Genomic DNA, 25,609 nt, shown 5'->3' on the forward strand with positions numbered 1-25,609 from the left:
AGGCAGGGAGAAGAATGCCATAATGACACTGGATGAGCACATGGCGCTCATGCGCACGGGTGCGATGTACAACGACCTTGCGCCAGAACTGGTGCGCGCGCGTGAGGCTGCGGTGGTGCTGAGCAACCGCTACAACGCAAGCTTTGGCCGCCCCGCCCCGGAGCGGGAGGCTCTTTTGCGCACCCTGCTGGGTTCTGTTGGCCAGCATGTGCATTTTGAGCCCACACTACGGTGCGAGTTTGGGCGTAATATTAGCATTGGCAATAATTTTTACGCCAATTTTGACTGTATTCTGCTTGATGCTGCCCCCATTACAATTGGGGATAATGTCCTGTTTGGTCCGCGTGTGGGCCTGTATTCGGCCAACCATGCACTGGATGCCGCCGAGCGTGCGGCAGGTGGGTGCTACGCCCGCCCCATTTGTATTGGCAACGGGGTGTGGCTGGGGGCGGGGGTGCATATTACCCCCGGTGTCAGCATTGGTGCGGGCAGTATTGTGGGGGCTGGCAGTGTGGTCACGCGCAGCGTGCCTGCCGGGGTGGTGGCCGCAGGGGTGCCATGCCGGGTCATACGCGCCCTGACCCCGGCTGATCGCACCGGCTTTGCCCCGTAGGGTGGTGGATGCGTTGGCTCCGGTTTGTGCTGGCAGGCGTTGCAGCATACACAGGGGGCAGACAAGCCCCCAACCCTGCCAGCAAGAAGTGTGATGAAAGATCTGTTTACAGGCCACCATGTCGGCCAGTCCCGCCCGCTCAGACTGTCGGATGACGTCGTAAGCACCGCCACCTATGGCGGGGAGGACAACTGCTACCGCTACACCCTGCGCCGGGTGTGGGAGGAGGGCAGGCCAATGGTCATGTGGCTGATGATGAACCCCTCAGTCGCCACCGAGCATGGAGATGACCGGACCGTGGCCAAATGCCAGCGTTACGCGCGGGCATGGGGGTATGGTGGGCTGTTTGTGGGCAATACCTTTGCCTACCGCTGCACCGACCAGACCCGGCTGCTGGAAACACCAGACCCCGTAGGGCCGGGTAACGATGCCGCCCTGCTGGATATGGCGCGCAAGGCCGACCTTGTTGTTGCCGCCTATGGCTCCCCCCACCACAAGGGGCTGCGCGCGCGCGGGCCACAGGTTGTGCAAATGCTCCAGAACCACGGGATTGCCGTATGTGCGCTCAGGCTGAGTGCGGGGGGGCGGCCATGCCACCCGCTCTACCTGCCAGCCGACCTCAAACCCTTTGAACTGCCCGCAACATCCCCCGCAGCGGCAGATGGCGTGGCAGGCATGCGGGGGTAAAGGGCGGAGTTGACGGATGCGCCCCATGGGTATCCCATACACGCAACAGGGTTAGGCTGTACAAAGGGATGGAGACAGACGTGACGGAACACAACACGCAGGCCGGTCGTGGTTATCTGGCTTCGGCCGAATTTGCCGCCCAGCTTGACCGGCTGGGCGAGGTGGCAGCCCGCACAGGGCTGAACGTAGCCCCCGGCCAGCAGGTTATCATGACCGCGCCGCTGCATGCAGTGCTGCTGGTGCGCCGCATTACCGAGCACGCCTACAAGGCAGGTGCATCGCTGGTCAGCACCTTTTATTCGGATGAGCAGACCACGCTGGCGCGCTACCAGTACGGCGCGGAAGACACGTTTGACACAGCCGCAGGCTGGCTGGCCGCAGGCATGGCAGAGGGCTTTCGTGCAGGGGCTGCGCGCATGGCCATTACCGGCTCCAACCCCGCCCTGCTGGCAGGGCAGAACCCCGAGCACGTCTCCCGCGCCAGCAAGGCCGCCTCCCGCGTGAACCGCCCTGCCATGGAGATCATTACCAATTTTGATGTGAACTGGTGCATTGTGGCCGCCGCTACGCCGGAATGGGCCATGCAGGTTTTTCCCGACCTGCCGCAGGAGCAGGCGGTGGAGGAACTCTGGCGGGCCATTTTTGCCGTCTCGCGCCTAACGGGGGATGACCCGGTGGCGCAGTGGGCGGCGCATAACGCCATTCTGCACCGCCGCGCAGCTTATCTGAACGATGTGCGCTACGACGCCCTGCATTTTTCCGGCCCCGGCACGGACCTGCTGGTCGGGCTGGCCGATGGGCATGACTGGGCCGCTGGGGCCGAAAAAGCGGGCAACGGCATTGTGTGCAACCCCAACATCCCGACCGAGGAGGTATTCACCACCCCCCACCGCCTGCGTGTGGAGGGCACCGTGGCCAGCACCAAGCCACTCTCGCACCAAGGCACGCTCATAGACGGGATAAAGGTCCGCTTTGAGGGCGGGCGGATTGTGGACATGCACGCAACACGCGGGCAGGAGGTGCTTGAGCGGGTGCTGGACACGGATGAAGGGGCCAGAAGACTGGGTGAGGTCGCGCTTGTGCCCCATTCCTCCCCCATCTCGCGCAGCGGGCTGTTGTTCCAGAACACTCTGTTTGATGAAAATGCAGCCAGCCACATAGCTCTTGGCCAGTCCTACACCAAATGCATGCGGGACACGCAGGGGCAGGACGAGGCCGCACTGGCCGCACGCGGCGCCAATACAAGCATGATCCACATAGACTGGATGATCGGCTCGGGCGACATTGATGTGGACGGGCTGGACGCACAGGGCGGCCGCGTGCCGCTCATGCGCGGTGGTGAATGGGTGATTGCAGTATGAGAGGGTTTGAAAACATGATTTTTATCCGCAAGGTTTCCACTGTTCTGGGGGCTGTGGCCCTGCTGGCAGGTGGCGCGGCCCATGCCCAGAGTGTGACCCCTGTTGGCGGTGCCACCCCCCATGCACCGTCCCTGACGCCCGAGCAGGTGGTTACCATGCAGCATGACATGGACACAGCCCTGCACTACAAGCTGGCCCCGGATGTACTGCCCCGGCTGAGTGCTACGCTCAGGGCCATTCAGGCCGCCAAAATTCAGCCGCCGGGGCATGCTGGCATGTCGCTGGACCAGCAGATCGCTCTTGTGGGGCAGGTGCCGGGGCTGGAGGCTATTCTCAAGGCGCATGGGCTGGATGCGCGCAGCTTTGTCATGAGCCTGACCTGCGTGGGCCTGACTGGCAGCCTGCTGAATGTTCCCCCCGGTCAGGGTGGCGCGCAGATGCCCGTGCCGGATGCAGCCAATGTGGCCATCCTCAAGAACAACCCGCAGGCGTTGCAGGAGCTGGTGGGCGTTCTGCGCCAGAGTACGGACAGCAGCAGCACGCAGGTCCACTAGAGCGTCCATGATTTAATCCTGTTGGCCTGAGCCTGCGGGGTGTGGCAGGTTGAAGCCCCGGTGGACGGGGCGTGGACAAGCCTGCCCCGCCATAGCGGGGATGGTACGGAGCGGGCCATGACAACAACAGGAGCGGGCGGTCTGTCCGGCCCGGGGCCGTGGGCGGGTCTGGGTATGCAGGGGGCTGGTGCGGCGGAGGGTAGTGCCCAGTCTGCTGCGCAGTCCGGTGCGCAGGCTGGTGCCTCCGCTCAGGTGGGGTTGCCCTCGGCCACCACACTGGTGCAGAGCGCGCGCACCGCACTGGCGCAGGCACAGGCCCAGCAGGCCGGGGTTATGCTGAGCCTGTCCGCAGGGGCGCAAAGCCTGCTGGATGGTAGCACCCTGCTGGATGTGGTGGGGCGGGCGGCCACCATACAGGGGGGCAGTACGGCCACATCCGCCAGTGGCGCACAGGCCGCACCCGCAGAGACAGCACAGAATACAGCACAGAATGTTGCGCACGGTACGGCGCAGGGGGGGGCATCCGGGCTGGCCTCGGGCAGTGTTGCGTCCGGGGCGGGGGTCAGCACGTTGGTTGCCGATGTCATGCAGGCGGTAGAGACGGTGCTGGCCGACCCCTTGGCAACAGATGTGCAAAAAGCCATGGCCAGCCAGCTTGTGCGGATGCTCACCGCCATGGCGGGCCAGTCCGCCAGCGCGTGGACCAGCGGCATGGTGGCCAGCCTGCCGCTGCTTCAGGCCGAGGTCCTGCCGTCCGGGGTGGCGGGTGGTGCGGTTGTGACGACCTCGGGCCTGTATGGGCTGGCCAGGAGTGCGGTGCTGGATGGCAGGGCGGCCATGGCTACAGCCTTGCAGAACATGGGCGCAACGCTGGGGGAGGAGATTGTTCTGCCCGGCGGCATTGTCCAGCTTTCGCAAAGCGTGGGGCAGGGAGCGGGGGCGTCTGTTCCGGTGCCTCTTGCAGGCAATGCCCTGACAAATGCCCTTCTGCCCGAACTGTTCCGCGCCTTGTCTGCCCTTGTTGCAGACAAGAGCGCGACCGATGCGCAAAAGGCAGCTGCCACGCTCCTGCTCCAGCTTTTGGACACGGAGGAGGAGGACGGGGCCGGGCAGATCCCGCAGGCGCTGCTCAACCCCCTGCTGGCCGCAGCCCTTATGCCCGCACTCACGCCAGCGCAGCGTGGGCGGCTGGTCCGCGCCACCCTTGCGGGCGAGGTGGAGGATATGGGCCGCACGGAAGAACTGGACCTGTCCGGTGGACCGGGGGCCGGGGGGCTGCGTGCCGCACTGCGCAGGAATGCCGCCTATCTGGCCGCCGTGCAGCAACCTTTGCTGAACCAGATGCTCCAGCAGGCAGAGGAGGTGGCCCCCCTGCTGGCAGGCTGGAGTGCGGCGACCCTACGCCGTGGAGACGGGGAGGAGGACGCGCTGGTGGGGAGTTCCGTGCTGGCGTTGTCCCAGAACCTTATGGCGGATTCGCCCTATATGGGGGCTTTGTCCAGCACGGGCCTGACCCCGATCCTGATTATGAGCTGGGCTGCCCTGCTCTCTGGCTGTCTGCCGCGTGCTTACCCGTTTGTGCCGCGTGTGTGGCGGCGGGCGGATAAAAAGAAGTGGCGCAGGAAAAACCAGCGCAGCAAAATGGATTTGCAGAGCCTGCTGTTTACGGAAGGGGCGATGGAGGTCTAGCGCCCCCTTACCCCGCCTGTGCTCAGTGTGGCGCGGGCTGTGTGCAGCTTGGGGTTGCTGGCAGGTCCAGCGTGCTGAGTGTGCCCTGCATTTTATAATCCCCAAAATCCAGATGCAACTGGTCGGATACCCCGTTGGCAAAGTAGCGCATGCCCATTTCGTACTCGGGCATCATGGTATGGGCGTTACGGTCGTAAAAAGCGATGTGCACATGCCCAGCCGCCAGTTTTTGCAGGGGCAGGTAAGGGCTACCTGCCGGGGGAGGGGACCAGTTGAGCAGTGTAACGTAGGTATCCTCCGGCCCGTCAGGCAGGGTGCCGTCAAACAAGGGGGTGGTCAGCTCCTTTCCGCCACTGGCCGCAGTGGCCAGAATACGGGCGGTATGGGCAACCGGGAACAACGTGCCAGCGGGCAGGGGCAGGGTTTTGGCCAAAGGCTGGCGGTACTGCACAACGCCCGAACCATCGGGGGCAAGGCTTGCCTCCCCGCTAACAACGCGGAGCAGCTTGCCGTTGCGCGTTTCCTGGCTTTTAAAGGTCAGGTGCTGCCCGTCCAGACTTTCCTGCGCGGCATAATCGGACAGCAGGTGCTCCTCCCCGCGCTGGCGGGTGACGCTCTGGATGTCCAGTCGCTGGTGGGATGACCAGCCAAGGCAGGTTTTGAGCACGGTGTAACTCATGCGCCCTGTAGCGGAGAGCGTTTGCCCGCCTGCGGCTTCCACCAGCCCCAGATCATACACAGCCCTTTGCGATACAAGGGCCGCAGCAGCACTGGCCTGTGCGTGGGCCGCAGGGACTGCAAAAACAAACAGGGTGGCCGTGGCCATGGACGTAGCCAGCGTATTGGCCAGAATGGTGGCCCGTGGGCGCGGGGGGCGTAAGGTCATGCCCCTAAAAGAAAACATCCGGCGCGGTCATGCAACCGGCCGGATGTGTGTTTATGGGCTTAAAAGGCCGTTATCAGTCTTTTTTGACCACGGGTTTGGGCTTGGGCAGGTTGAGCGCGAGGGAGAGTTCCTTCATCCGCTCCGGTGCCACGGGGGCGGGAGCACCCATCATCAGGTCTTCGCCCTGCTGGTTGAGCGGGAACAGGATGACTTCGCGGATGTTCGGCTCATCGGCCAGCAGCATGACAATGCGGTCCACACCGGGGGCGGAGCCACCATGCGGGGGCGCTCCATAGCGGAAGGCGTTGAGCATGCCACCAAAGCGGGCTTCCACCTCGCTTTCGGGGTAGCCGGCAATTTCAAACGCACGCACCATTACTTCTGGCAGGTGGTTACGTACTGCGCCGGAGGAGAGTTCGATCCCGTTGCACACAATGTCGTACTGGTAGGCCAGAATATCCAGCGGGTCTTTGGTGTTCAGCGCGTCCAGCCCACCCTGCGGCATGGAGAACGGGTTGTGGGAGAAGTCCACAAGCCCGGTTTCCTCGTTCAGCTCGTACATGGGGAAATCCGTGATCCAGCAGAAGCGGAAGGCGTTCTTCTCGATCAGGTCCAGTTCTTCGGCAATGCGGGTGCGCACAAGACCGGAGAACTTGGCCACGTCATGCCCCTTGCCTGCGGCAAAGAACACGGCGTCACCCGCCTTCAGCCCCAGTTTGGTGCGGATGGCCTCGGCCCGTTCGGCCTCAAGGTTCTTGGCAATCGGGCCTTGGCCACCCTCAGCGTTAAAGGTGATGTACCCCAGACCGCCAGCCCCGTTCTCACGCGCCCATGCGTTGAGCTTGTCAAAGAACGAGCGGGGCTTGTCCCCTGCACCGGGGGCGGGAATGGCACGGATTTCTCCCCCATCAGCGGCAATGCGGGCAAACAGGCCAAAGCCCGAGCCTGCAAAGTCTTCCGTTACATCCGTAATCAGCAGCGGGTTGCGCAGGTCGGGCTTGTCGGAGCCATAGACCTGCATGGCGCGGGCGTAGGGAATACGCTCAAACGGTGCGGTGCTGACCGTGCGGCCATTGCCGAACTCGGTAAACAGCCCGCTCATGACCTCTTCCATCACCGCAAAAATTTCGTCCTGCGTGGCAAAAGCCATTTCAAAGTCAAGCTGGTAGAACTCACCGGGGGAGCGGTCCGCGCGGGAGGCTTCGTCGCGGAAGCACGGGGCGATCTGGAAGTAGCGGTCAAACCCGGCCACCATGGCAAGCTGCTTGAACTGCTGCGGTGCCTGCGGCAGGGCGTAGAACTTGCCCGGATGGTTGCGTGAGGGCACCAGAAAGTCCCGCGCTCCTTCGGGGGAGGAGGCGGTCAGGATCGGGGTTTGCAGCTCCACAAAATCCAGTGCTGTCATGCGCTTGCGCATGCTGGCGATAACGGCGCAGCGCAGGCGGATGTTGGCGTGCACCTTCTCGCGCCGCAGGTCGATGTAGCGGTAACGCAGGCGCAGCTCGTCGGAATAATGCTCCTGCCCGGCAACCTGCAGCGGCAGCACGGCAGCGTGGGACTGCACCACAAACTCTTTTGCCTGAACTTCAATATCACCCGTGGCAAGGTCGGGGTTGCGCGTCCCTTCCGCACGTTCGACCACATTGCCCGTAACCGTAATCACGCTTTCCACGCGCACGGGTTCGGCTGTGGCCATAACGTCCGAGCCTGCGGGAATGACAATCTGGGTCATGCCCGTTTCGTCACGCAGGTCAATAAACAGCAGGCCGCCATGGTCGCGCTTGCTGTGCACCCAGCCGGACAGACGCGCGGTGGTGCCAGCATCGCCCGCGCGAAGGGCCGAGCAGCTATGGGTGCGGTAAGGGTGCATGGTCTTGTCCCAAATTGTTTGGCCCGGCCTGCGGGCGCTGGGTTTGCCAGAGTTCAATTGGGGTGGAGGAAGCAGGGGCCGGGGCCTTATGTCAAGGCTGGAAGCGGGTGTTGCCCCCCTGTTTTACGCTCCGGGGGGCTTTTGTGGCCTGTTCAGTCGTGCGTGCTGTGGCGCAGGTCCGTAGCAAGGGCTGCAATGGAGTCCGCCCGCGCGTCCCATGCGAACATAAAGCGGTACACGCTGCCAAACAGGGTGTAGAATCGCCACCCGCGTGCGCGCAGAGCGTTGGCCACGCGCTCCGGCATAAGCAGGAACACCGCATTGCTCTGCACGGGCCATGCGAGTTCGACCTCCTCCAGCCCTTCTATGGCCTGTGCAAAGGCCATGGCGCTGGCATTGGCGTGGCGGGCGTTGTCCAGCCATGCGCCGGACTGGAGCATGCTCAGCCACGGGGCGGAGAGAAAACGCATTTTGGAGGCGGTCTGCCCGCTCTGCTTGGTGCGCTCGGCAAAGCCCTGTGCAAGCTGTGGGGTAAAGAACACCACCGCATCCCCCATGGCCATGCCGTTTTTGGTGCCGCCAAAACTCAGCGCGTCCACACCGGACTGCCACGTCATGGCGGCAGGGGTACACTCCAGTGCAGCTACGGCGTTGGCAAAGCGTGCGCCATCCATGTGCAGGCGCAGGCCGTTGTCATGGCAGGCGTTGGCAATGGCCCGGATCTCGTCCACCGTGTAGAGCAGGCCGTTCTCGGTCGGCTGGGTGATGCTGACCACCGCAGGGGTGGAGGCGGCAGCACTGCGTGTGCGGCGCATGGCCATGGCAATGCTGGCCGGGGTGACCTTGCCATCCTCCGTGGGGGGCGTAATCAGCTTGGCCCCGCCCGAAAAGAACTCCGGTGCTCCCCGCTCTGACGTGTTCACATGCGCGATTTCGGAGCTGATGATGCTGCAATACGGCGGGCAGAGCGTTGCCAGCACCAGCGCATTGGCCGCCGTGCCATTGAATACAAAAAACACGCGTGCCTGTGGGGCGTCAAACAGGGCGGCTACGGCCCGTGCGGCAAGGCGGGTCCATGCATCATCCCCATAGGCGGGGGTGGAGCCGGTGGCGGCGCGGGTCATGGCTTCGAGTGCCTGCGGGCAGATACCTGCGTAATTGTCGCTGCCAAACTGTTGCGCGGGGGCCGGTGTGGCGGGGGGGCTGGGGACAACCTGCGGGGTAAGGGTCACGGCAAACTCTCCGGCTGGGGTTGGGTGCGCAAGAGGGCACGGAACAGGGGGCGCATTATATGGGGCCTGCAAGCCAGACCTTGCTTGTGGTGGGGTTTTGCTGTAAGGCCGCAGCCACCGCGCAGGCACCCCTGGAGGCTTGCGTGCACAAGTTTTTCAGGAGAAGTCAAGGTGTCCAAAATTACAACAATTGAAGCTTCTGCGCGCGCGAAGGCTGGTAAGGGGGCAGCGCGTGCGACGAGGCGTGAAGGTCTGGTGCCCGGCGTTGTGTACGGCGGCAAGCAGGAATCCACGCTGATCGCGCTCGACCCGCGTCTGGTTGTCAAGGCAATCCAGACCTCTGGCTGGCGCTCACGCGTGTATGACATCCAGATCGAAGGCGGCAAGACCGAGCGCGCTCTGGTGCGTGACGTGCAGCTCCACCCGGTCAAGGACTCGCCCGTCCATATCGACTTCCTGCGTCTGGCCGCTGGCTCGCGCGTGCATGTTGAAGTGGCCGTGCACTTTGTGGGTGAAGACAAGTCCCCCGGCATCAAGCGTGGTGGCATGCTCAACGTCGTGCGTCACACGGTTGACGTGGAAGTGGCCGCGGAAAACATTCCCGAGTTCTTCACGGTTGACCTGAGCAAGCTCGACATCAACGACAACGTGCGTTGGGACGACGTGCAGGGCACCGAAGGTGCGACTCCTGTCTCCCACGAAGCCAACTTTGTTGTTGCCTCCATTGCCGCACCGATTGTTGAAGCGGCACCGGCAGAAGGTGCGGCTGCTTCCTAACCGGAGCGGGCCTAAAACCTGAGCTGATCGAACGCGGGGGCACGTGCAGGCGCATGTGCCCCCCTTTTCTGTTGATAGACACAAGGCGGAACCCGCAATGCTGCTCTGGGTCGGACTGGGTAACCCCGAGTCCTCCATGCGCCGGCACCGGCACAATGTCGGCTTTATGGCGGTTGAGGCCATTGCCGCCCGATATGGTTTTTCACCCTGGCGCAACCGCTTCCGGGGGGAGGTGGCCGAGGGCCGCGTAGGCAACCACAAGGTGCTCGCGCTGCTGCCCATGACCTACATGAACCGCTCGGGCGAGAGCGTGCAGGAAGCGGCCGCTTTTTACAAAATAGCCCCCGAGCAGATCACGCTGTTCCATGATGAGCTGGACCTGGAGCCGGGCAGGCTGCGCATCAAGCATGGTGGTGGGGCTGCGGGCCATAATGGCCTGCGCTCGACAGACAGAATGCTGGGCACACCAGACTACTGGCGCGTACGCATAGGCATAGGCCACCCCGGCGCCAAGGAGCGGGTGCACGGCTGGGTGCTGGGTAATTTTACACAAACAGACCAGCAGGACTGGCTCGACCCCATGCTCGCACGCATGGCCGATGCCGCCCCCCTGCTGGCGGATGGGCATGCCGACCGGTTTATGACCAAGGTTGCACTGCCACAAGGGAGCAAGGGCTGATGGGTTTTAACTGCGGTATTGTTGGTCTGCCCAATGTGGGCAAGTCCACCCTGTTCAACGCGCTTACGGCGACCGCTACGGCGCAGGCTGCCAACTACCCGTTCTGCACGATCGAGCCGAACGTGGGCCGTGTGGCCGTGCCCGACCCCCGGCTGGACAAGCTGGTCGTTATTGGCAAGTCCCAGCGCGAAGTGCCGACCAGCCTTGAGTTCGTGGATATTGCGGGCCTTGTGCGTGGTGCCTCCCGCGGGGAAGGGCTGGGCAACCAGTTTCTGGCCAACATCCGCGAGGTTGACGCCATTATCCATGTCCTGCGCTGCTTTGAGGATGATGACATCACCCATGTCGAAGGTGGCGTGGACCCGGTGCGTGATGCGGAAATTATTGAAACCGAGCTGATGCTGGCGGACCTGGACTCGCTGGAAAAGCGCCTGCCCGCGCTGGAAAAGCGTGCCCGCAACCGCGATGGGGAGGCCGTGGCCCAGATTGAAGTCATGACCCCCATTCTGGCCGCCCTGCGTGATGGCCGCCCCGCACGTACCGCCATCCCCGCCGGGGAGGAGGAGACTGTCCGCCGCCTGCAACTCATGACCAGCAAGCCCGTGCTGTATGTGTGCAATGTGGACGAGGACTCGGCCTCCACCGGCAATGCGTTCTCAGAGAAGGTGAAGGCCAAGGCCGCAGCCGAAGGAGCCGCGGTGGTGATCGTGTCCGCAGCCATTGAGGCTGAGGTCAGCCAGCTTGAAAACGAGGAACGCCGCGAGTTCCTTGAAGGGCTGGGTCTGAGTGATAGCGGTCTGGACCGTGTGATTGCGGCTGGCTACAAGCTGCTGGGTCTGAGCACCTACTTTACCGTAGGCCCCAAGGAGGCACGGGCATGGACCATTACGGTCGGCACCAAGGCTCCGCAGGCGGCAGCCGTTATTCACAATGATTTCGAGCGTGGCTTTATCGCCTGCGAAACCATCGCATTTGATGATTATGTCCGCTATAACGGGGAAGCAGGCGCCAAGGAAGCCGGTCGCCTGCGTGTTGAAGGGCGGGACTACGTTGTGCAGGACGGGGACGTTCTGCTCTTCCGCTTTAACGTCTGATACGGCACTGTAAAGCGCGCTTACAGGTCCGCCCATGCGGGGCGGGCCACACACAGCAAAAAAGAAAACAGGACAATGGAGATAAGGGACGCCAGCATGAATACGGAGGAAGACAGTCGGCAGCATATGGCCACGGCGGAGACACGCACCCCCCAGCAGGATGCGCCATCGCCATGCTCCATGCACGATCTGGCGCACAAGGCCAGACTGGCTGCCCGCACGCTGGCGCAGAGTTCCTCCTCCGAGCGTGACAAGGCCCTGTGGGCGGCAGCCAGTGCGCTGCGCGAATCCGCCCCGGCCATTTTGCAGGCCAATGCGCTCGACCTTGCCGCTTCCACCGCAAACGAGGCGTTCCGTGACCGGCTGACCCTCACCCCCGAGCGGGTGGAGGCCATGGCCCGTGGGCTGGAAGACATTGCCGACCTGCCCGACCCCGTGGGGCAGGTGCTGGAGGAGTGGTCGCGCCCCAATGGGCTGCGTATTCGCAAGGTGGCCACGGCTGTTGGCGTCATTGGCGTTATTTATGAGAGCAGGCCCAATGTGGGGGCGGATGCTGCGGGGCTGTGCATCAAATCCGGTAATGCCGTGCTGCTGCGTGGTGGCTCGGAAAGCCTACATAGCGCGCGCGCCATCCATGCTGCCATGCAGACCGGCCTGCGCAACGCGGGCCTGCCCGAGGATGCGGTGCAGATTGCCCCCGATGCAGACCGTAAACATGTGGCGGACATGCTGACCGCAGCAGGCCTTGTGGACCTGATTATTCCCCGTGGCGGTCGCTCCCTTGTGGAGCGCGTCCAGCGCGAGGCCCGCGTGCCCGTGCTCGCCCATGCGGAGGGGCTGTGCCACACCTATGTGCACTCCGCTGCCGACCATGCCATGGCGCGGCGGATTGTGCTCAACGCCAAAATGCGGCGTGTGGGCATTTGCGGCGCAACCGAAACCCTGCTGATTGATGCGGCCATTGCCTCCGTGCTGCTGCCCCAGATTGTGGCGGACCTGGCCGAACAGGGCTGCACCTTCCGTGCCGATGCCGCTGCCCGCCAGATCATGCCCGACCTGCCGGTGGGAACACAGAAGGACTTTGCCACCGAGTGGCTGGATGCGGTGCTGAACGTGGCCGTGGTGGATGGGGTGGACGAAGCCCTTGACCACATTGCCCGCTTTGGCTCCTCCCACACCGAGGCCATTGTGACGGCGGATGAGGCCGTGGCCATCCGCTTCATGAATGGTGTGAGCAGTGCTGTGGTCATGTGGAATGCCTCCACCCAGTTCTGTGATGGTGGCGAGTTTGGCTTCGGGGCCGAAATTGGCATTGCCACAGGGCGCTTCCATGCCCGTGGGCCGGTGGGTGTGGAACAGCTGACCACCTTCCGGTACGAGGTCATTGGTAGCGGGCAGGTTCGCCCCTGAGCGTGCAGCACACCCGCCTGCGGGGCCTGCCTGCCAGCGCTGCTCCTGCGGGGGTGGCAAGGTCCGGTGGGCAGCCGGTGCCAACATGGGGGGATGGGCGGCACAGCCGCATCGGTCTTTTGGGGGGGTCGTTCAACCCCGCCCACAGGTGGCATCAGGCCATTGCGCGGCGGGCTTTGCTGGAGTTGCGGCTTGATCAGGTGTGGCTTCTGGTCTCTCCGGGCAATCCGCTCAAGGCAGGGCGGGAGATGGCGTCTTTTGCCACCCGTCTGGCCACGGCGCGCAGTCTGGCCGATGGCCGCAAGGTGGTCGCGACCGATCTGGAAGCCCGACTCGGCACGCGCTACACTGTGGACACACTGGCCCGGCTCAAGGCCCGCTTCCCCCATGTGCGCTTTGTATGGCTGATGGGGGCGGACGGTCTGGTCACCCTGCCACGGTGGAAGCACTGGCACCAGCTTGTGCGGCAGGTGCCTTTGGCGGTTTTCCCCCGTCCGGGGCAGAATGTGCGGGCTTTGGGCGGGTTGGCGGCGCATTATCTGGCCCGCTGGCGCGTGCCTGCACGGCAGGCAGCAGGGCTTGCCACACTTTCTCCCCCAGCTTGGGCTTTCCTTCCGGGGGTACAAAACAGTATATCTGCAACAGCCATTCGTCAGCGGGGCGGGTTTGACGCCACCACGGATCAGCCCATCACCCCCATAAAGCATTCAGTTTCAGGAGAACGGTCATAACAACCAAGCCACCCGCCGAGACGCCGGCACGCGCCCGCCCCGCCACTGCACGTGGCAGCCGTGCGGCCTCCCCCCGTGCTGCCGCAGTGCCCAAAGCGGCTGCGGCCCCCGGCTCCGTTCGCAAAAAAGCGGCCGCAGCAGGCCCCAAAACCCGCACCAAGCGTGAGAGCGTGGACCCCGATCTGCTGGAGCAGTCGCTCACCCTCATCACCACCAGTCTGGAGGATGACAAGGCGGAAGACCTGGTTGTGATCAACCTTGCCGGTCGCGCCTCCTTTGCGGACAAGATGGTCATTGCCACGGGTCTGGCAGACCGCCAGATTGCCGCCATGGCCCAGCACATTGAGCGCAAGCTGCGCGATATTGGCATCAAGCGCGTGCTGGTTGAAGGGGCCAACGGGTCCGACTGGGTTCTGCTGGATACGGGGGATATTGTGGTCCACCTGTTCAAGCCCGAAGCGCGCGCGCTGTATGGGCTGGAAAAAATGTGGGGCGCGGAACTGGATGAAAGCAACGAAGACGGCGTGACCCGTCTGTAAGTGCTGGTGTCCTGTGTTTAAACCCACAGCGCTGCGCCGCCACGGGAGCCGGGTATGAGGCTGGTGGCGGTTGGGCGCATGAAGGACAAGTCCGAGCGTGCGCTGGTCGAGCGGTACCTCAAACGCCTGCGCCCTGCGCTGGATATTGTGGAACTGCCCGACGGGCGCGGCAGCCCGGACGAGATCAAGCGGCGCGAGGCGCAGGCCATTCTGGCGGCCTGCCCCGCGCAGAGCCATGTTGTTGCCCTTGATGAGGGCGGGCGCACCTACAGCAGTGTTGCCTTTGCCACAGCCCTTGCGGGCTGGCAGGCCGATGCCCGCCCCCCCTGCTTTGTTATTGGCGGGGCAGAGGGGCTGGATGGCGCGGTGCTGCAACGTGCGGATTCAACCCTGTCTTTTGGCACACTCACATGGCCGCACATGCTGGTGCGGATTATGCTGGTTGAGCAGGTTTACCGCGCGCAGGCCATTGCGGCAGGCCACCCGTACCACCGTGCAGGCAGGCCCGAGCGCGCCTGAGCGTACGTGGGCATGACCCAGACAAACTTTTGCCACATCATGCTCGCCTCAATGGTGCAGGAAGGAAGGAGATTGACAATGATCTTCAAGACAAAGCGTTCAATGGCGTTCCTTATGGGGTTGCTTGTGGCGGTTGCTCCGCTTGCTGCCCATGCGCAGCGTGGCCCCGGCGGCCCCGGTGGGGGTGGTCCCGGCTGGGGCGGTCATGGTGGTGGCGGACCCGGCGGTGGGCCCGGTGGCGGTCGTGGTGGCCCCGGTGGTGGGGGTTTTCATGGCGGTCCGGGGGGCGGTGGTTTTCGCGGTGGGCCGGGTGGCTGGCGTGGGGGCGGTGGCCCGCATGGCGGCATGTGGCGCGCAGGCGACCGGTATGATGGCGGCGGTATTTTTGTAGATAACTGGCGTGGTTACGGTGGTTTGTACGCGCCTCCGCCGGGTTATCGCTGGATCAATTATGGTGGCAGCTTTTTGCTCGCGGCCATTGCAACCGGCGTGATCTCCAACGTGATAGCCGGTGGCGCGTATGCCGCAGCACCTTACCCGGTGGCAACACCGTACCCGGCTTACCCGGCGGTGCCTGTTGTGCCAGCGCCCGTGCCATACCCACCCCCGCCGGGATACTGAGACTGGCGGAAACAGCAAAAAGGGGAGCCCACACAGGGCTCCCCTTTTTTGTTTGTCATGCTGTGTTGGGCCGGGTTGTTATGGGGTGTTCTGGCCTGTGTGGCTGGTGGGGGTAAAATTCGCATCATCCGTCAGTTCAGCCGAGGGAATTGTCTGCGGCACAACATTGAGCGGAGTATGGCTTGCTGCTTTCCAGCCCACAAACAGCAGGGCGGCCAGTGCCGGAATGGCCATAATGGAGTAGGTGCCCGTTGGGTAGTCAAACAGCATCAACCCCAGAATACTGACAAAAAAGGCAATGGTCAGCCAGGCTGTAACGGGGGCTCCGGGCATGGCAAAGCCGGTTGGGGCAATGCGGCCTGCGCGAATGGCCTGCCGCAGTTTGATCTGGCAGAACACAATAAAACACCATGTGCTGACAATGCCGATGGAGGCCATGTTCAGGACAATTTCAAAAATCTGGGCGGGCAGCAGGTAGTTCAGCCCCACTCCCACCAGATAAATGGCAACCGTTGTTAAAATGGCCGCAGCAGGCACGGCCTGCCTGTTCATATGGGCAAGGTAGCGCGGTGCCGTGCCGTTGAGTGCCAGCGCGCGCAGTACCCGCCCTGTGGAATACAGGCCCGAGTTCAGGCTGGACAGGGCTGCGGTCAGCACCACCATGTTCATGAGCGAATCCACCCCCGGCACCCCAAGGCGCGAGAAAAAGGTGACAAACGGGCTCACCCCTGCCTGATAGGCCGACCACGGCAGCAGCAGGACCAGCAATGTGACCGTGCCGACATAAAAAATCATAATCCGCCAGATCACGTTGTTAATGGCCGAGGGCAGGACTTCGCGCACGTTCTGGCACTCGCCAGCGGCGGTGCCAATCATCTCTATGCCGTAATAGGCGAACACAACGCCCTGAATAAGCACAAGTGCGGGTAACATGCCGTGGGGGAACAGCCCGCCGTGCTCGGTAATCAGCCCCAGCCCCGTGGTATGCCCATCCACCGGCACACGCAGGCCCAGAATGGCTGTGCCCACGACCAGAAAAGCCAGCAGAGCCGCAACCTTGATGATGGAGAACCAGAACTCCATCTCCCCGAACCATTTGACGCCCACCAGATTCATGGCGGTAATGACAAGGAGCGCCATAAACGCCATGACCCATTGGGGCACAACGGCAAAAACACCCCAGAAGTGCATGTAAAGGGCCACGGCGGTAATATCGACAATGCCGGTCATGGCCCAGCTGAAGAATGAGAGCGCGCCCGCAACGTAAGAGGCCTTGTCGCCCAGAAATTCCTGCGCGTAGGAGACAAAGCTGCCGCTGGTGGGGCGGTACATGACCAGCTCGCCCAGAGCGCGCAGCATAAGAAAGGAAAAGACACCACAGACCAGATAGACAATGGCAAGCGATGGCCCCACGGCCTGCAACCGGCTGCCCGCTCCCAGAAAAAGGCCGGTGCCAATGGCCCCCCCGACCGAAATCATCTGGATCTGTCGTTTACCCAGACCCTGCCTGTAGCCTTCCACTGTCTGCTCGGGCGGGGTGGCGGAGGGGAGGGGTGCGTTCATGCTCAAAGTGGTCTGTCTCCGTGCTGGCGGGGGTGCTGGTTCCGGCCATGCAACAAATCAGGGGCGTGTAAGTCCTTTTGTAACTTGTATAAAATTAAACAAAATCTGTCTGGTGCAGCAAATGGTTTTATTGTCGTTCTGTTGGGTGTGCAGGGCGCTTCTGCCCTTTTTTGCTCTTGCGCACCCGGTTGTGATGATAAAACATTGCGGGTGCGGGGCAGATGGCCTTTAATTTAAAAACAAGACATCCTGTGATGGAATCTTTCGGATTTAATAAAAAATAAATAACAAAATTTCATAAATTTGGGTAATTGGAGAGCAGCATTTCATGGAAAACTGTCTGGACAAGACGGACCGGCAGATTTTGCGCCTGTTGCAGAATAACGGGCGGATCCACAATACGGACCTGGCGGACAAGGTGCGGGTCAGCCCCGCCACCTGCCACCGCCGGGTGCAGCGGCTGTTTGATGAAGGGTATATCTCCTCCGTGCAGGCACGGGTGGATGCCAGCCGGGTGGGCCTTGGCATGGTGGTGCTGGTCGGGGTTGTGCTTGAACGCACCCCCCAGAGCTTTCCCACCTTTGAGGCGGCCATGGACGCGCAGCCCGCAGTGCTGGACTGCTACCTTGTTGCCGGGGATTTTGATTATTTTTTAAAAGTCCGGGTGGCAGACATGGAGGGTTTTGACCGCTTCCATACCGATGTGCTCAGTGTGCTGCCCCATGTGCGCCAGACCCGCACGTTTTTTGTGCTCCGCGCGGTGGCGGATGCAAGGGAATACGCGTTTTAGGCAACCTGCGCTGCTGCGCGGTCATTCCAGATCAAAAAAATCCTGTCCGGGCTGTCGGTTTGTCCATTTGCGGCAGGCAGTGCGCAGCACGCTGGCAAAGCGGGTAACCAGCGGCATATTCTGCCCCGCCCGTATGGCCACCGCCAGCGTGGCGCGTGGCGCAGGCTCGCTTATGGTGTGGAAGGTTACCCCCCCGGCATGGATCTGGCTGAGTGAGCGCGGAACCACAGACACCCCAAGCCCTGCGGCCACCAGCGGAATGGTGCCCGCAATCTGGGGTGCCTGCTGCCCCATAACCGGTGTGACCCCCGCCACCTGATAGGCCGATAGAATGGCGTCATGAAAACCCGGACCCAACTCACGCGGGAAGATGATCAGCGGGTCCTGCGCCACCATATCCAGACTGATGACGGGGGTATCCGCCAACTGGTGGCCGCGTGGCAGGGCAATAACCGTGGGCTCGTCCAGCAGATGAAAAACCGAGAGCCGCACGGGGTCCGGCACGGGGGGGCGTACAATGGCAATGTCCACGCTGGGTTCATGCAGTGCGGTGCACAGCGAGGGCGTATTGCTCTCTTCCAGAAAAATGGTGACATCTGGCGCCATTTCCCGGAACCGGCGGATGGTGAACGGGATAACCGGCAGGAGTGAGACCGCCCCCGCAAGCCCAAGGCGGATATGCCCCATCTCCCCGCGCGCAAGCCCCTGCGCTGTGGACAGGAACTGCGTCTGCAACTCCAGAATGGTCTTGGCGCGTGGGAGCAGCATGGCCCCGATATCGGTCAGCCGGACACCGCGCGTCAAACGCTCGAACAGCACCACACCAAGGTTTTTTTCAAGCTGGCGGATCTGCTGGCTGAGCGGTGGCTGCTCCATGCCCAGTGCTTCGGCCGCGCGGGTAATGCTGCCATGCTCGGCCACGGTTACAAAATAGCGCAGGTGTCGGATGTCCATGACCCATATATATCCGATATGGATAACACCGCCAAGATATATTGGAAGACTGCTTCGGACCGTTATAACATCTGCGTCAGATGATTTGGGCCAGTGCGCGTTTGAAGGAGTGTAGAACATGGTAAAGCAGCCGGTAGCAGACATAGACCTACGGTCCTCCGCCCTTGGGGGCGGGGTTGTTGGCAAGCCTGCGGTCAACCGCCTTTACCAGACCTCCACCATGGCCGCACTGCTCGATGCGGTATACGATGGGGAAACCACGCTGGATGAGCTGCTCCAGCACGGCAACTTTGGCCTTGGCACCTTTAACTCCCTTGATGGGGAGATGATTGTTACAGACGGTGTGGTGCGCCAGTTCCGTGCGGAAGGGCTGGCGGCAGAAGTGCCCGGATCGCTTAAAACACCTTTTGCCTGCGTGACATATTTTGAACCCGAAAAAAATGTCATGGTCGATACGCCCAAGGACAAGGAAAGTTTTGAAGAGCTGGTGGACCAGCTTTTGGGCAACCCCAACCTGTTTGGCGCGGTGCGCTTTACCGGCCTGTTCGAGCGGGTGGATACGCGCACGGTGTTCTGCCAGTGCAAGCCCTACCCCCATATGCTCGAAGTGGTGAAAAAACAGCCGACCTTCACCATGGAATCGGTCAGCGGCACCATGATCGGCTTCCGCACCCCGGTGTATATGCAGGGCGTGAACGTGGCGGGCTACCACCTGCACTTCCTCTCCGAAGATCACAAACGCGGCGGGCATGTGACCGAATACAAGATCATCAAGGGGATGCTGGAAGTGGCCAGCATTTCCGACCTTCAGGTGCAGCTGCCGCGCACCAGACAGTTTGCGCAGGCCAACCTGAACCCCGAAAGCCTGAGCGAGGCCATTCGTATTGCCGAGGGTGGCTAACCGCTCTCGGCCCTGACCTGTTTTGTTGAATTGCACGGGGTTTGCACGCGGTTTTTGTAACCCGGCCCCCGGCTGACCAGAGGTTTTTTCTACAATGACCAAAAATGCAGACACCACCGCCCAGTGCGGTGCGGAGCTTATTGTCAAAAATCTGGAAGCACATGGCATTACCCATGTGTTTGGTATTCCCGGCGCCAAGGTGGACCGCCTGTTTGACGCGCTGGTCGATTCCTCGATCGAGACCGTGGTAACGCGGCATGAGCAGAACGCTGCTTTTATTGCCGGTGGTCTTGGCCGCATTACCGGCAAGGCCGGGGTGTGCATTGCCACATCCGGCCCCGGTGCTTCCAACTTTATTACCGGGCTGGCCACTGCCAACTCGGAAGGGGACCCGGTGCTGGCCATTGGCGGTGCGGTCAAGCTGGCAGACCGGCTTAAACTGACCCACCAGACCATGGATACGGTCAGCCTGTTCCGCCCCGTGACCAAATACAGCGTGGAGCTGACCACCCCCACCGCCATTTCCGAAGTGATGGCCAATGCCTTCCGCTTTGCCGAAAGTGGGCGCCCCGGTGCGGCCTTTGTCAGCACGCCCATGGATGTTCTGTCCATGCCCGCTCATGCTCCGGTGCTGGCAGACCGCCTTGCGCCGCGCATGGGGGGCGCTCCGGCTGATGTGGTGGCCGAGGCCGCCACACTGCTCAGGCATGCCAAACGCCCGGTTATGCTGCTGGGTATGCTGGCCAGCCGCCCGGATGTGGCGGAGGCCGTGCGCGCCTTTGTCAAGCAGACCGGTGTGCCCGTGGTGGGGACGTATCAGGCTGCGGGGGCGGTGTCGGAAGAACTGGTGGACCGCTTTGGCGGGCGTATTGGCCTGTTCCGCAACCAGCATGGGGACCAGCTTCTGCACGAGGCAGATGTGGTGGTGGCCGTGGGCTACAACCCGGTGGAATATGACCCGTGGCTGTGGAACGTGAACGACGCACGCCAGATTATCAACATCGACATTGTGCCAGCCGAACTCGACAATGCCTTTGTCCCAGCCATTGAACTGATTGGCGATATCGGGCTCAGCCTGTCTGCTCTGGGGGGCAAGGCGGGTGGTCTGGCCCGTGCGCCAGAGCTGGAGGCCGTGCTGGAGGGGTATAAAAAGGCCCGTAGCTCCGCCCTGCTCAATGCGCGCAGCAGCAGCAACACCGCGGTGCACCCGCTCCAGATCGTGCGTGAACTGGAGCAGTTTGTTACCCCGGACATGACGCTGTGCCTAGATATGGGGACATTCCACATCTGGCTCGCGCGGTATCTGCTGTCCTTCCGCGCACGGCAGGTGCTGATCAGCAATGGCCAGCAGACCATGGGGGTTGGCCTGCCATGGGGTATTGCAGCCAGCCTTGTAAACCCATCGCAAAAAGTTGTTTCCATTTCTGGCGATGGCGGGTTCATGATGTCGAGCATGGAGCTTGAGACTGCGGTGCGCCTGAAGTGCAACCTGATCCATATGGTCTGGATCGATCAGGCTTACAACATGGTGGAAATTCAGGAGCAGAAAAAATACGGCCGTGGCTCCGGCGTGCATTTTGGCCCGATAGATTTTGCAAAATATGCAGAAGCCTGCGGGGCAAAAGGCATTACAGCCACAACGGAGGACGGGGTGCGTCAGGCTCTGCGTGAGGCTATGGATGTGGAAGGCCCGGTGGTGATTGCCGTGCCGGTTGATTACTCGCACAACCACCTGCTCATGCAGCCACTCGCACAGTTGGGTGAGACCACAGCCGCAGCCTGAACATAGGGCTGCGCTTGACGCAGAACAGGTTCTATTGCTGTCATCCGCTCCATCCGTTTCATTAGCGCGACAATGTTGTTATAACACCACAACACGGCGCCACTGGCGGACGGAGCAAAGGAGGCAGGCGCACTGCCTTTTTTCTTCCATGACGCGGCAACGCAGTATGAAAGAGAACAAGAATGCAGATGCCCGAACCCAATCAGGCCATTATCAGCCAGCGTGATGCACTGGCTCAGGGCCTGCGCCAGATCGTGGGGAAAGACTGGGTCATTTCCGACGATGCGCAGCGCAGGCCATACCAGTGTGATGGCATTACCGCTTACATGGCCATGCCGCTGCTTGTGGTGCTGCCCGGCTGTGCGGCGGAAGTGCAGGCGGTTCTGCGTTTTTGCAATGAACGGGGCGTCAAGATTGTCCCGCGCGGGTCGGGCACTTCGCTCTCTGGCGGGGCGTTGCCGCTGGAAGATGGCGTGCTGCTTGTAACCTCGCGGCTGTGTAACGTGCTGGAGGTGGATGCGCACAACCGCGTTGCCCGCGTGCAGCCCGGTGTTCCCAATATCAAAATTACCGAGGCAGTCAGCCATCTTGGGCTGTGCTACATGCCCGACCCGTCCAGCCAGCTTATTTCCACCATTGGTGGCAACGTGGCCGAAAACGCAGGGGGCGTGCACTGCCTTAAATACGGCGTGACCGCCAACCATATTCTGGGCATTCAGGCCGTGCTGATGACCGGGGAGATGGTGGAGCTTGGCGGTGCCTACCTTGGTGCGGCCGAGGGCGAGCTGGACCTTATGGGGGTGCTGACCGGCTCGGAAGGGCTGCTGGCCGTAGTGACCGAAATTGCCGTGCGGCTGGAGCCGGTGCCAGAGGTGGCGCGTGTGATCTCCATGAGTTTTCCTTCGGTGGAGGAGGCCTGCGCCTGCGTGGGCGCCATTATTGGTGTGGGGGTTATTCCCGCCGGGCTGGAGTTCATGGACCGCAAGGTGCTTGATGCCGTCTCCGTCCTGATCAAGGAAAAATTTGATGACCGCACGGCGGCCCTGCTGCTGTGCGAGCTCGACGGCACGGCGGTCGAGGTGGATGCCCTTGTGGGGGTGGTGAGCGATGTGGCCCGCGCGCAGGGGGCGATCGAGCTCAAGGTCAGCACCACGGAGGAGGAACGCCAGCGCATATGGAGCAGCCGCAAGCTGGCGTTCTCGGCCATTGGCAAGCTCTGCCCCGATTATTACTGTACGGACGGCACCATCCCGCGCAACAAACTGCCCGAGGTGCTGAACAAGATGGCGGATATGTCCAAAAAATACGGGCTGGACTATGCCAACTGCTTCCATGCGGGGGATGGCAACCTGCACCCCATCATCATGTATGACGCGGCCAAGCCGGGGGATCTGGAAAAAGCGGAGGAGTTTGGGGCCGATGTGCTGATCGCCTGCGTGGACGCGGGCGGGGTGCTCAGCGGGGAACACGGAATAGGCGTTGAAAAACGTGACCTGATGACCCACCAGTTTACCGAAATTGATTTGCAGCAGCAGCAGATGGTCAAATGTGCGTTTGACCCCAAGGACCTGCTCAATCCGGGCAAGATGTTCCCCACCCTGTGCCGCTGTGCGGAGTTCGGGCGGATGCATGTGCATAACGGCAACCTGCGTTTTGCGGATATTCCGCGTTTCTGATTCTGGTAGGGCATTGCAAGCATGACAGACACACAAACCGCTGCATCCATGCGTCCTGCCACCACACAGGACGTTGCGGATATTCTTATGGACGCGGCCCACAACCGCACACCGCTGGTAGTGCGGGGCAATGGCACCCGCGCCGGTCTGGGCAACCCGGTTGCCGCCACACAGGTGCTGGAACTGGGCGGGCTGGACCAGATAGATTTTTACGACCCCGATGACCTTGTCATCCGCGCAGGTGTTGGCGTGACGCTGGAGAGCGTGGAGCAGATTCTGGCGCAAAAAGGGCAGTATCTTCCCTTTGAGCCGCCACGTTATGCCGGGCTGTATGGCACGGATGGCGCACGCTGCACGCTGGGTGGTGCTGTCTCCACCGCCCTGTCCGGCCCGCGCCGGATCTTAACCGGCGCGGTGCGCGACTTTGTGCTGGGTGTGGAGGGTGTGAACGGTCAGGGGGACGTGTTCAAGGCCGGTGGCCGGACCATGAAGAACGTGACCGGCTACGATATCAGCAAGCTGGTGACCGGGGCCAATGGCACGCTGGCAGCCCTGACCAGTGTGACCATCAAGGTGCTGCCCGCCCCCCGGGCGGAAGTCACTCTGGTGCTGCCTGCCGCAACACTGGCGGAGGACGTGGCCCTGTTTGGCCAGATGCGCGCACTGCCCTTGGGCATTGGCGGGCTGGCCCGCCGGGTTAACGCGGCTGGTGCGTGCGAGCTGCTGGTGCGTGTGGAAGGGACCGTGCCCGGTGTTGCGGGCAACCAGCAGGTGCTGGCCGGTCTGCTGGCCCCACGTGGGGGTATGGTGGTGCTGGAGCAGGAGGCAAGCCATGCCCTGTGGGCCGGTGTGCGGGAACTGGAGTGCCTGAACGCCCGCCCGGACGAGCTGGTCTGGCGCGTAAACCTGCCCGCCACCACCATGCCTGCTTTTGTGGAGCAGGCGCGTAGTGCAGGCTGTATCAACCGCTTTTTTGTGGACTGGGCGGGGGGCGTTGTGTTCTCCACCATGCGTGGTGTCCAGCCCGAGGTGGACACCCTGCGTTACCGCAAAATGGCGGAGCAGGCCGGTGCGCGTGCGACCATCCTGCGCGCACCGCAGGATGTGCTTGTGCGCTTTGGTGCGTTCCCACCCGTAAGTGCAGGGGTTGCAACCCTTGGAGCACGCACCCGTGCAGCCTTTGACCCCGCAGGTATTCTCAACCCCGGCCGCATGACCGTTCAGGCATAGGAGACGCCCCAATGCTCAGCCATATTCCCCAGGCCGCGCTGGATGCGGACCCGAACGTGCAACTGGCCAAAGACATTATTGGCAACTGCGTGCATTGCGGGGTGTGCCTGTCGCGCTGCCCCACCTATGCCGTAAAGCATGAGGAAAACGACAGCCCCCGTGGCCGTATTTTCCTGATGAAGGACATGTACGAAAAAGGCGGCGTGCCAGACGCCAGAACGGTCGAACATCTGGACCGCTGCCTGACCTGCCTTGCGTGCGAGGCCATTTGCCCTTCCGGCGTGGAATATTCCAAGCTCATTGCCCACGGGCGCGAATATGTGGAGGAGCACTACAAACGTCCGCTCTTCCAGCGTGCCGTGCGCGAACTACTGGTGCGGCTCATCCCCAATGCGCGGCTGTTCCGCCTTGCCATTTTTGGCGGGCGTCTGGGGCGGCCCTTCCGCAGTCTGTTCTCTGGCACCCTGCGCGCCATGCTGGACATGGTGCCCACAACACCCCTGCCAGCCCCAAGCCCCGTGGACCGGCCCCAGACCTTTTTGCCTGCGCCCGAAGGGGGCCGGGCGGTCAAGCCGCGCAAGCGTGTGGCCCTGCTCAACGGCTGCGTGCAGACGGTGCTGGACACCGCCATTAACGAGGCCACAATCCGCCTGCTCCAGCGCCACGGGGTGGAGGTTGTGGTGGCCGCAGGGTCAGGCTGCTGTGGCGCTCCCGCCGAACATATGGGGGACGAAGCGCAGGCCCTGCCACTGGTCAAGGCCAATATTGACGCATGGCTGCGCGAGGCCGATGGCCCGGACGGGCTGGATGCCATTGTCATCAACACATCAGGTTGTGGCACGTCCATCAAGGCTTATGGCCATGCGCTCCGGCTGGACCCGGCATGGGCGGACAAGGCTGCGCGTGTGTCTGCCATGGCGCGCGACATTACCGAGTTTATGGTGGAAATCGGGTTGCAAAAGCCCACAATCCCCACGGGGCTGCGTGTGGTGTACCACTCCGCCTGCTCCATGCAGCATGGCCAGCGGATTGTGAACCAGCCCAAGGACCTGCTGCGTGCTGCGGGCTTTAGTGTGCTGGACGTGCCAGAGGGGTACCTGTGCTGTGGCTCGGCAGGCACGTACAACCTGCTCCAGCCCGACATTGCCAATGAGCTCAAGGCGCGCAAGCTCAAGAACATCCGCTCCGTGCAGGCCCAGATTGCCGCCAGCGGTAACATTGGCTGCATGACCCAGCTTGCGGGGGAGGTGGGGCTACCGTTTGTCCACACCGTGGAACTGCTGGACTGGGCTACAGGGGGGCCGGAACCCGCCGCCATTCAGGGCCAGAAACTGGCAGCGGAATAGAGCGCCCGGTGCGGGGCCGCGCAAGCCGTGCGGCCCGTATGGGTGTGTAAAATGGGTTTGCGCATACGCAAGGTAGCGTAACAGCAGCGCGGGGGAACACAGGG

The 25,609-nt window shown here is 62.5% G+C and carries 24 protein-coding genes; 19 read left to right on the plus strand and 5 right to left on the minus strand.

Annotated features, from left to right (window positions below; translation table 11 throughout):
• Positions 1-22: 22 nt before the first annotated feature.
• From HK26_RS05655 to HK26_RS05675, 5 genes are all read left to right on the plus strand, one after another.
• Positions 23-613, plus strand: coding sequence for a sugar O-acetyltransferase (locus tag HK26_RS05655; RefSeq protein ID WP_086638884.1), 591 nt, complete (start codon positions 23-25; stop codon positions 611-613).
• Between the two features lie 93 nt (positions 614-706).
• Entirely contained in the window at positions 707-1,300 is a 594-nt protein-coding gene (locus HK26_RS05660) for a DUF1643 domain-containing protein (protein ID WP_086638885.1), read from the plus strand.
• 116 nt (positions 1,301-1,416) lie between these two features.
• Complete coding sequence (locus tag HK26_RS05665; protein ID WP_374188223.1) at positions 1,417-2,661, plus strand: aminopeptidase; 1,245 nt, start codon at positions 1,417-1,419, stop codon at positions 2,659-2,661.
• Positions 2,658-3,215, plus strand: coding sequence for a hypothetical protein (locus tag HK26_RS05670; RefSeq protein ID WP_086638887.1), 558 nt, complete (start codon positions 2,658-2,660; stop codon positions 3,213-3,215). Before HK26_RS05665 ends, HK26_RS05670 begins: the two co-directional genes overlap by 4 nt.
• Before the next feature lie 39 nt (positions 3,216-3,254).
• Positions 3,255-4,904 (plus strand): hypothetical protein, encoded by a 1,650-nt coding sequence (locus HK26_RS05675; RefSeq protein ID WP_086638888.1) that lies wholly within the window; start codon positions 3,255-3,257, stop codon positions 4,902-4,904.
• Positions 4,905-4,926: 22 nt separating this feature from the next.
• Here the strand turns inward: HK26_RS05675 and HK26_RS05680 are convergent, their stop codons facing one another.
• From HK26_RS05680 to HK26_RS05690, 3 genes are all read right to left on the minus strand, one after another.
• Positions 4,927-5,790 (minus strand): cell envelope integrity EipB family protein, encoded by an 864-nt coding sequence (locus HK26_RS05680; RefSeq protein WP_257640873.1) that lies wholly within the window; start codon positions 5,788-5,790, stop codon positions 4,927-4,929.
• A gap of 73 nt (positions 5,791-5,863) precedes the next feature.
• Positions 5,864-7,660 carry an aspartate--tRNA ligase gene (gene aspS, locus HK26_RS05685; RefSeq protein WP_086638890.1) on the minus strand — a complete coding sequence of 599 codons (1,797 nt, stop codon included), beginning with the start codon at positions 7,658-7,660 and terminating at the stop codon, positions 5,864-5,866.
• Between the two features lie 152 nt (positions 7,661-7,812).
• Positions 7,813-8,892, minus strand: coding sequence for a threonine aldolase family protein (locus HK26_RS05690; RefSeq protein WP_086638920.1), 1,080 nt, complete (start codon positions 8,890-8,892; stop codon positions 7,813-7,815).
• A gap of 171 nt (positions 8,893-9,063) precedes the next feature.
• Between HK26_RS05690 and HK26_RS05695 the strand changes: the two genes are divergently transcribed.
• From HK26_RS05695 to HK26_RS13975, 8 genes are all read left to right on the plus strand, one after another.
• The gene (locus HK26_RS05695) at positions 9,064-9,669 is read left to right on the plus strand and encodes a 50S ribosomal protein L25/general stress protein Ctc (protein ID WP_025827815.1); all 606 of its coding nucleotides are present in this window, start codon (positions 9,064-9,066) and stop codon (positions 9,667-9,669) included.
• A gap of 97 nt (positions 9,670-9,766) precedes the next feature.
• Positions 9,767-10,348 carry an aminoacyl-tRNA hydrolase gene (gene pth / locus HK26_RS05700; RefSeq protein ID WP_086638891.1) on the plus strand — a complete coding sequence of 194 codons (582 nt, stop codon included), beginning with the start codon at positions 9,767-9,769 and terminating at the stop codon, positions 10,346-10,348.
• Positions 10,348-11,442, plus strand: a complete 1,095-nt coding sequence (gene ychF, locus HK26_RS05705; RefSeq protein ID WP_086638892.1) for a redox-regulated ATPase YchF — start codon at positions 10,348-10,350, stop codon at positions 11,440-11,442. The genes pth and ychF overlap by 1 nt, the downstream gene beginning before the upstream one ends.
• A 96-nt stretch (positions 11,443-11,538) precedes the next feature.
• Complete coding sequence (locus tag HK26_RS05710; protein ID WP_374188221.1) at positions 11,539-12,852, plus strand: glutamate-5-semialdehyde dehydrogenase; 1,314 nt, start codon at positions 11,539-11,541, stop codon at positions 12,850-12,852.
• A 53-nt stretch (positions 12,853-12,905) separates the two neighbouring features.
• The gene (locus HK26_RS05715; protein ID WP_374188224.1) at positions 12,906-13,583 is read left to right on the plus strand and encodes a nicotinate-nucleotide adenylyltransferase; all 678 of its coding nucleotides are present in this window, start codon (positions 12,906-12,908) and stop codon (positions 13,581-13,583) included.
• A gap of 86 nt (positions 13,584-13,669) precedes the next feature.
• A complete protein-coding gene (gene rsfS, locus HK26_RS05720) occupies positions 13,670-14,122 on the plus strand; it encodes a ribosome silencing factor (RefSeq protein ID WP_035373045.1) in 453 nt (150 codons plus the stop codon).
• 54 nt (positions 14,123-14,176) lie between these two features.
• Entirely contained in the window at positions 14,177-14,641 is a 465-nt protein-coding gene (locus tag HK26_RS05725) for a 23S rRNA (pseudouridine(1915)-N(3))-methyltransferase RlmH (protein WP_086638893.1), read from the plus strand.
• 78 nt (positions 14,642-14,719) lie between these two features.
• Positions 14,720-15,262, plus strand: coding sequence for an RcnB family protein (locus tag HK26_RS13975; protein WP_086638894.1), 543 nt, complete (start codon positions 14,720-14,722; stop codon positions 15,260-15,262).
• A gap of 78 nt (positions 15,263-15,340) precedes the next feature.
• Here HK26_RS13975 and HK26_RS05735 read toward each other — a convergent pair whose 3' ends face one another.
• On the minus strand, positions 15,341-16,825 hold the full coding sequence (locus HK26_RS05735) for an amino acid permease (RefSeq protein ID WP_086638895.1): 1,485 nt from the start codon (positions 16,823-16,825) through the stop codon (positions 15,341-15,343).
• Between the two features lie 328 nt (positions 16,826-17,153).
• On the opposite strand from HK26_RS05735, the gene HK26_RS05740 reads away from it, so the two are divergent.
• Positions 17,154-17,615, plus strand: a complete 462-nt coding sequence (locus HK26_RS05740) for an Lrp/AsnC family transcriptional regulator (RefSeq protein WP_086638896.1) — start codon at positions 17,154-17,156, stop codon at positions 17,613-17,615.
• Between the two features lie 21 nt (positions 17,616-17,636).
• On the opposite strand, the gene HK26_RS05745 is transcribed toward HK26_RS05740, so the two are convergent.
• Positions 17,637-18,569, minus strand: coding sequence for a LysR family transcriptional regulator (locus tag HK26_RS05745; protein WP_025828242.1), 933 nt, complete (start codon positions 18,567-18,569; stop codon positions 17,637-17,639).
• Between the two features lie 118 nt (positions 18,570-18,687).
• On the opposite strand from HK26_RS05745, the gene budA reads away from it, so the two are divergent.
• The 5 genes from budA to glcF all read left to right on the plus strand — a co-directional run bounded on the left by budA (position 18,688) and on the right by glcF (position 25,505).
• Positions 18,688-19,470: an acetolactate decarboxylase gene (gene budA, locus HK26_RS05750; RefSeq protein ID WP_086638897.1), complete on the plus strand. Its 783-nt coding sequence runs from the start codon at positions 18,688-18,690 to the stop codon at positions 19,468-19,470.
• A 94-nt stretch (positions 19,471-19,564) separates the two neighbouring features.
• Positions 19,565-21,253, plus strand: a complete 1,689-nt coding sequence (alsS, locus tag HK26_RS05755) for an acetolactate synthase AlsS (protein ID WP_086638898.1) — start codon at positions 19,565-19,567, stop codon at positions 21,251-21,253.
• Positions 21,254-21,435: 182 nt separating this feature from the next.
• Entirely contained in the window at positions 21,436-22,929 is a 1,494-nt protein-coding gene (locus tag HK26_RS05760; RefSeq protein ID WP_086638899.1) for an FAD-linked oxidase C-terminal domain-containing protein, read from the plus strand.
• A 21-nt stretch (positions 22,930-22,950) separates the two neighbouring features.
• A complete protein-coding gene (locus HK26_RS05765; RefSeq protein ID WP_086638900.1) occupies positions 22,951-24,159 on the plus strand; it encodes an FAD-binding protein in 1,209 nt (402 codons plus the stop codon).
• A gap of 11 nt (positions 24,160-24,170) precedes the next feature.
• On the plus strand, positions 24,171-25,505 hold the full coding sequence (glcF, locus tag HK26_RS05770; protein WP_086638901.1) for a glycolate oxidase subunit GlcF: 1,335 nt from the start codon (positions 24,171-24,173) through the stop codon (positions 25,503-25,505).
• Positions 25,506-25,609 lie beyond the last annotated feature (104 nt).

Origin of the sequence: Acetobacter okinawensis, from assembly GCF_002153655.1 — a bacterium.
GTDB lineage: Bacteria > Pseudomonadota > Alphaproteobacteria > Acetobacterales > Acetobacteraceae > Acetobacter > Acetobacter okinawensis_A.

Excerpts from the sequence above, each read along its gene's own strand:
- HK26_RS05655 (WP_086638884.1), top strand. The coding sequence starts at position 23 with ATGACACTGGATGAGCACATGGCGCTCATGCGCACGGGTGCGATGTAC.
- HK26_RS05660 (WP_086638885.1), top strand. The coding sequence starts at position 707 with ATGAAAGATCTGTTTACAGGCCACCATGTCGGCCAGTCCCGCCCGCTC.
- HK26_RS05670 (WP_086638887.1), top strand. The coding sequence starts at position 2,658 with ATGAGAGGGTTTGAAAACATGATTTTTATCCGCAAGGTTTCCACTGTT.
- HK26_RS05680 (WP_257640873.1), bottom strand. The coding sequence starts at position 5,790 with ATGACCTTACGCCCCCCGCGCCCACGGGCCACCATTCTGGCCAATACG.
- aspS (WP_086638890.1), bottom strand. The coding sequence starts at position 7,660 with ATGCACCCTTACCGCACCCATAGCTGCTCGGCCCTTCGCGCGGGCGAT.
- pth (WP_086638891.1), top strand. The coding sequence starts at position 9,767 with ATGCTGCTCTGGGTCGGACTGGGTAACCCCGAGTCCTCCATGCGCCGG.
- ychF (WP_086638892.1), top strand. The coding sequence starts at position 10,348 with ATGGGTTTTAACTGCGGTATTGTTGGTCTGCCCAATGTGGGCAAGTCC.
- HK26_RS05710 (WP_374188221.1), top strand. The coding sequence starts at position 11,539 with ATGAATACGGAGGAAGACAGTCGGCAGCATATGGCCACGGCGGAGACA.
- HK26_RS05725 (WP_086638893.1), top strand. The coding sequence starts at position 14,177 with ATGAGGCTGGTGGCGGTTGGGCGCATGAAGGACAAGTCCGAGCGTGCG.
- HK26_RS13975 (WP_086638894.1), top strand. The coding sequence starts at position 14,720 with ATGATCTTCAAGACAAAGCGTTCAATGGCGTTCCTTATGGGGTTGCTT.
- HK26_RS05735 (WP_086638895.1), bottom strand. The coding sequence starts at position 16,825 with ATGAACGCACCCCTCCCCTCCGCCACCCCGCCCGAGCAGACAGTGGAA.
- HK26_RS05740 (WP_086638896.1), top strand. The coding sequence starts at position 17,154 with ATGGAAAACTGTCTGGACAAGACGGACCGGCAGATTTTGCGCCTGTTG.
- HK26_RS05745 (WP_025828242.1), bottom strand. The coding sequence starts at position 18,569 with ATGGACATCCGACACCTGCGCTATTTTGTAACCGTGGCCGAGCATGGC.
- budA (WP_086638897.1), top strand. The coding sequence starts at position 18,688 with ATGGTAAAGCAGCCGGTAGCAGACATAGACCTACGGTCCTCCGCCCTT.
- alsS (WP_086638898.1), top strand. The coding sequence starts at position 19,565 with ATGACCAAAAATGCAGACACCACCGCCCAGTGCGGTGCGGAGCTTATT.
- HK26_RS05760 (WP_086638899.1), top strand. The coding sequence starts at position 21,436 with ATGCAGATGCCCGAACCCAATCAGGCCATTATCAGCCAGCGTGATGCA.
- HK26_RS05765 (WP_086638900.1), top strand. The coding sequence starts at position 22,951 with ATGACAGACACACAAACCGCTGCATCCATGCGTCCTGCCACCACACAG.
- glcF (WP_086638901.1), top strand. The coding sequence starts at position 24,171 with ATGCTCAGCCATATTCCCCAGGCCGCGCTGGATGCGGACCCGAACGTG.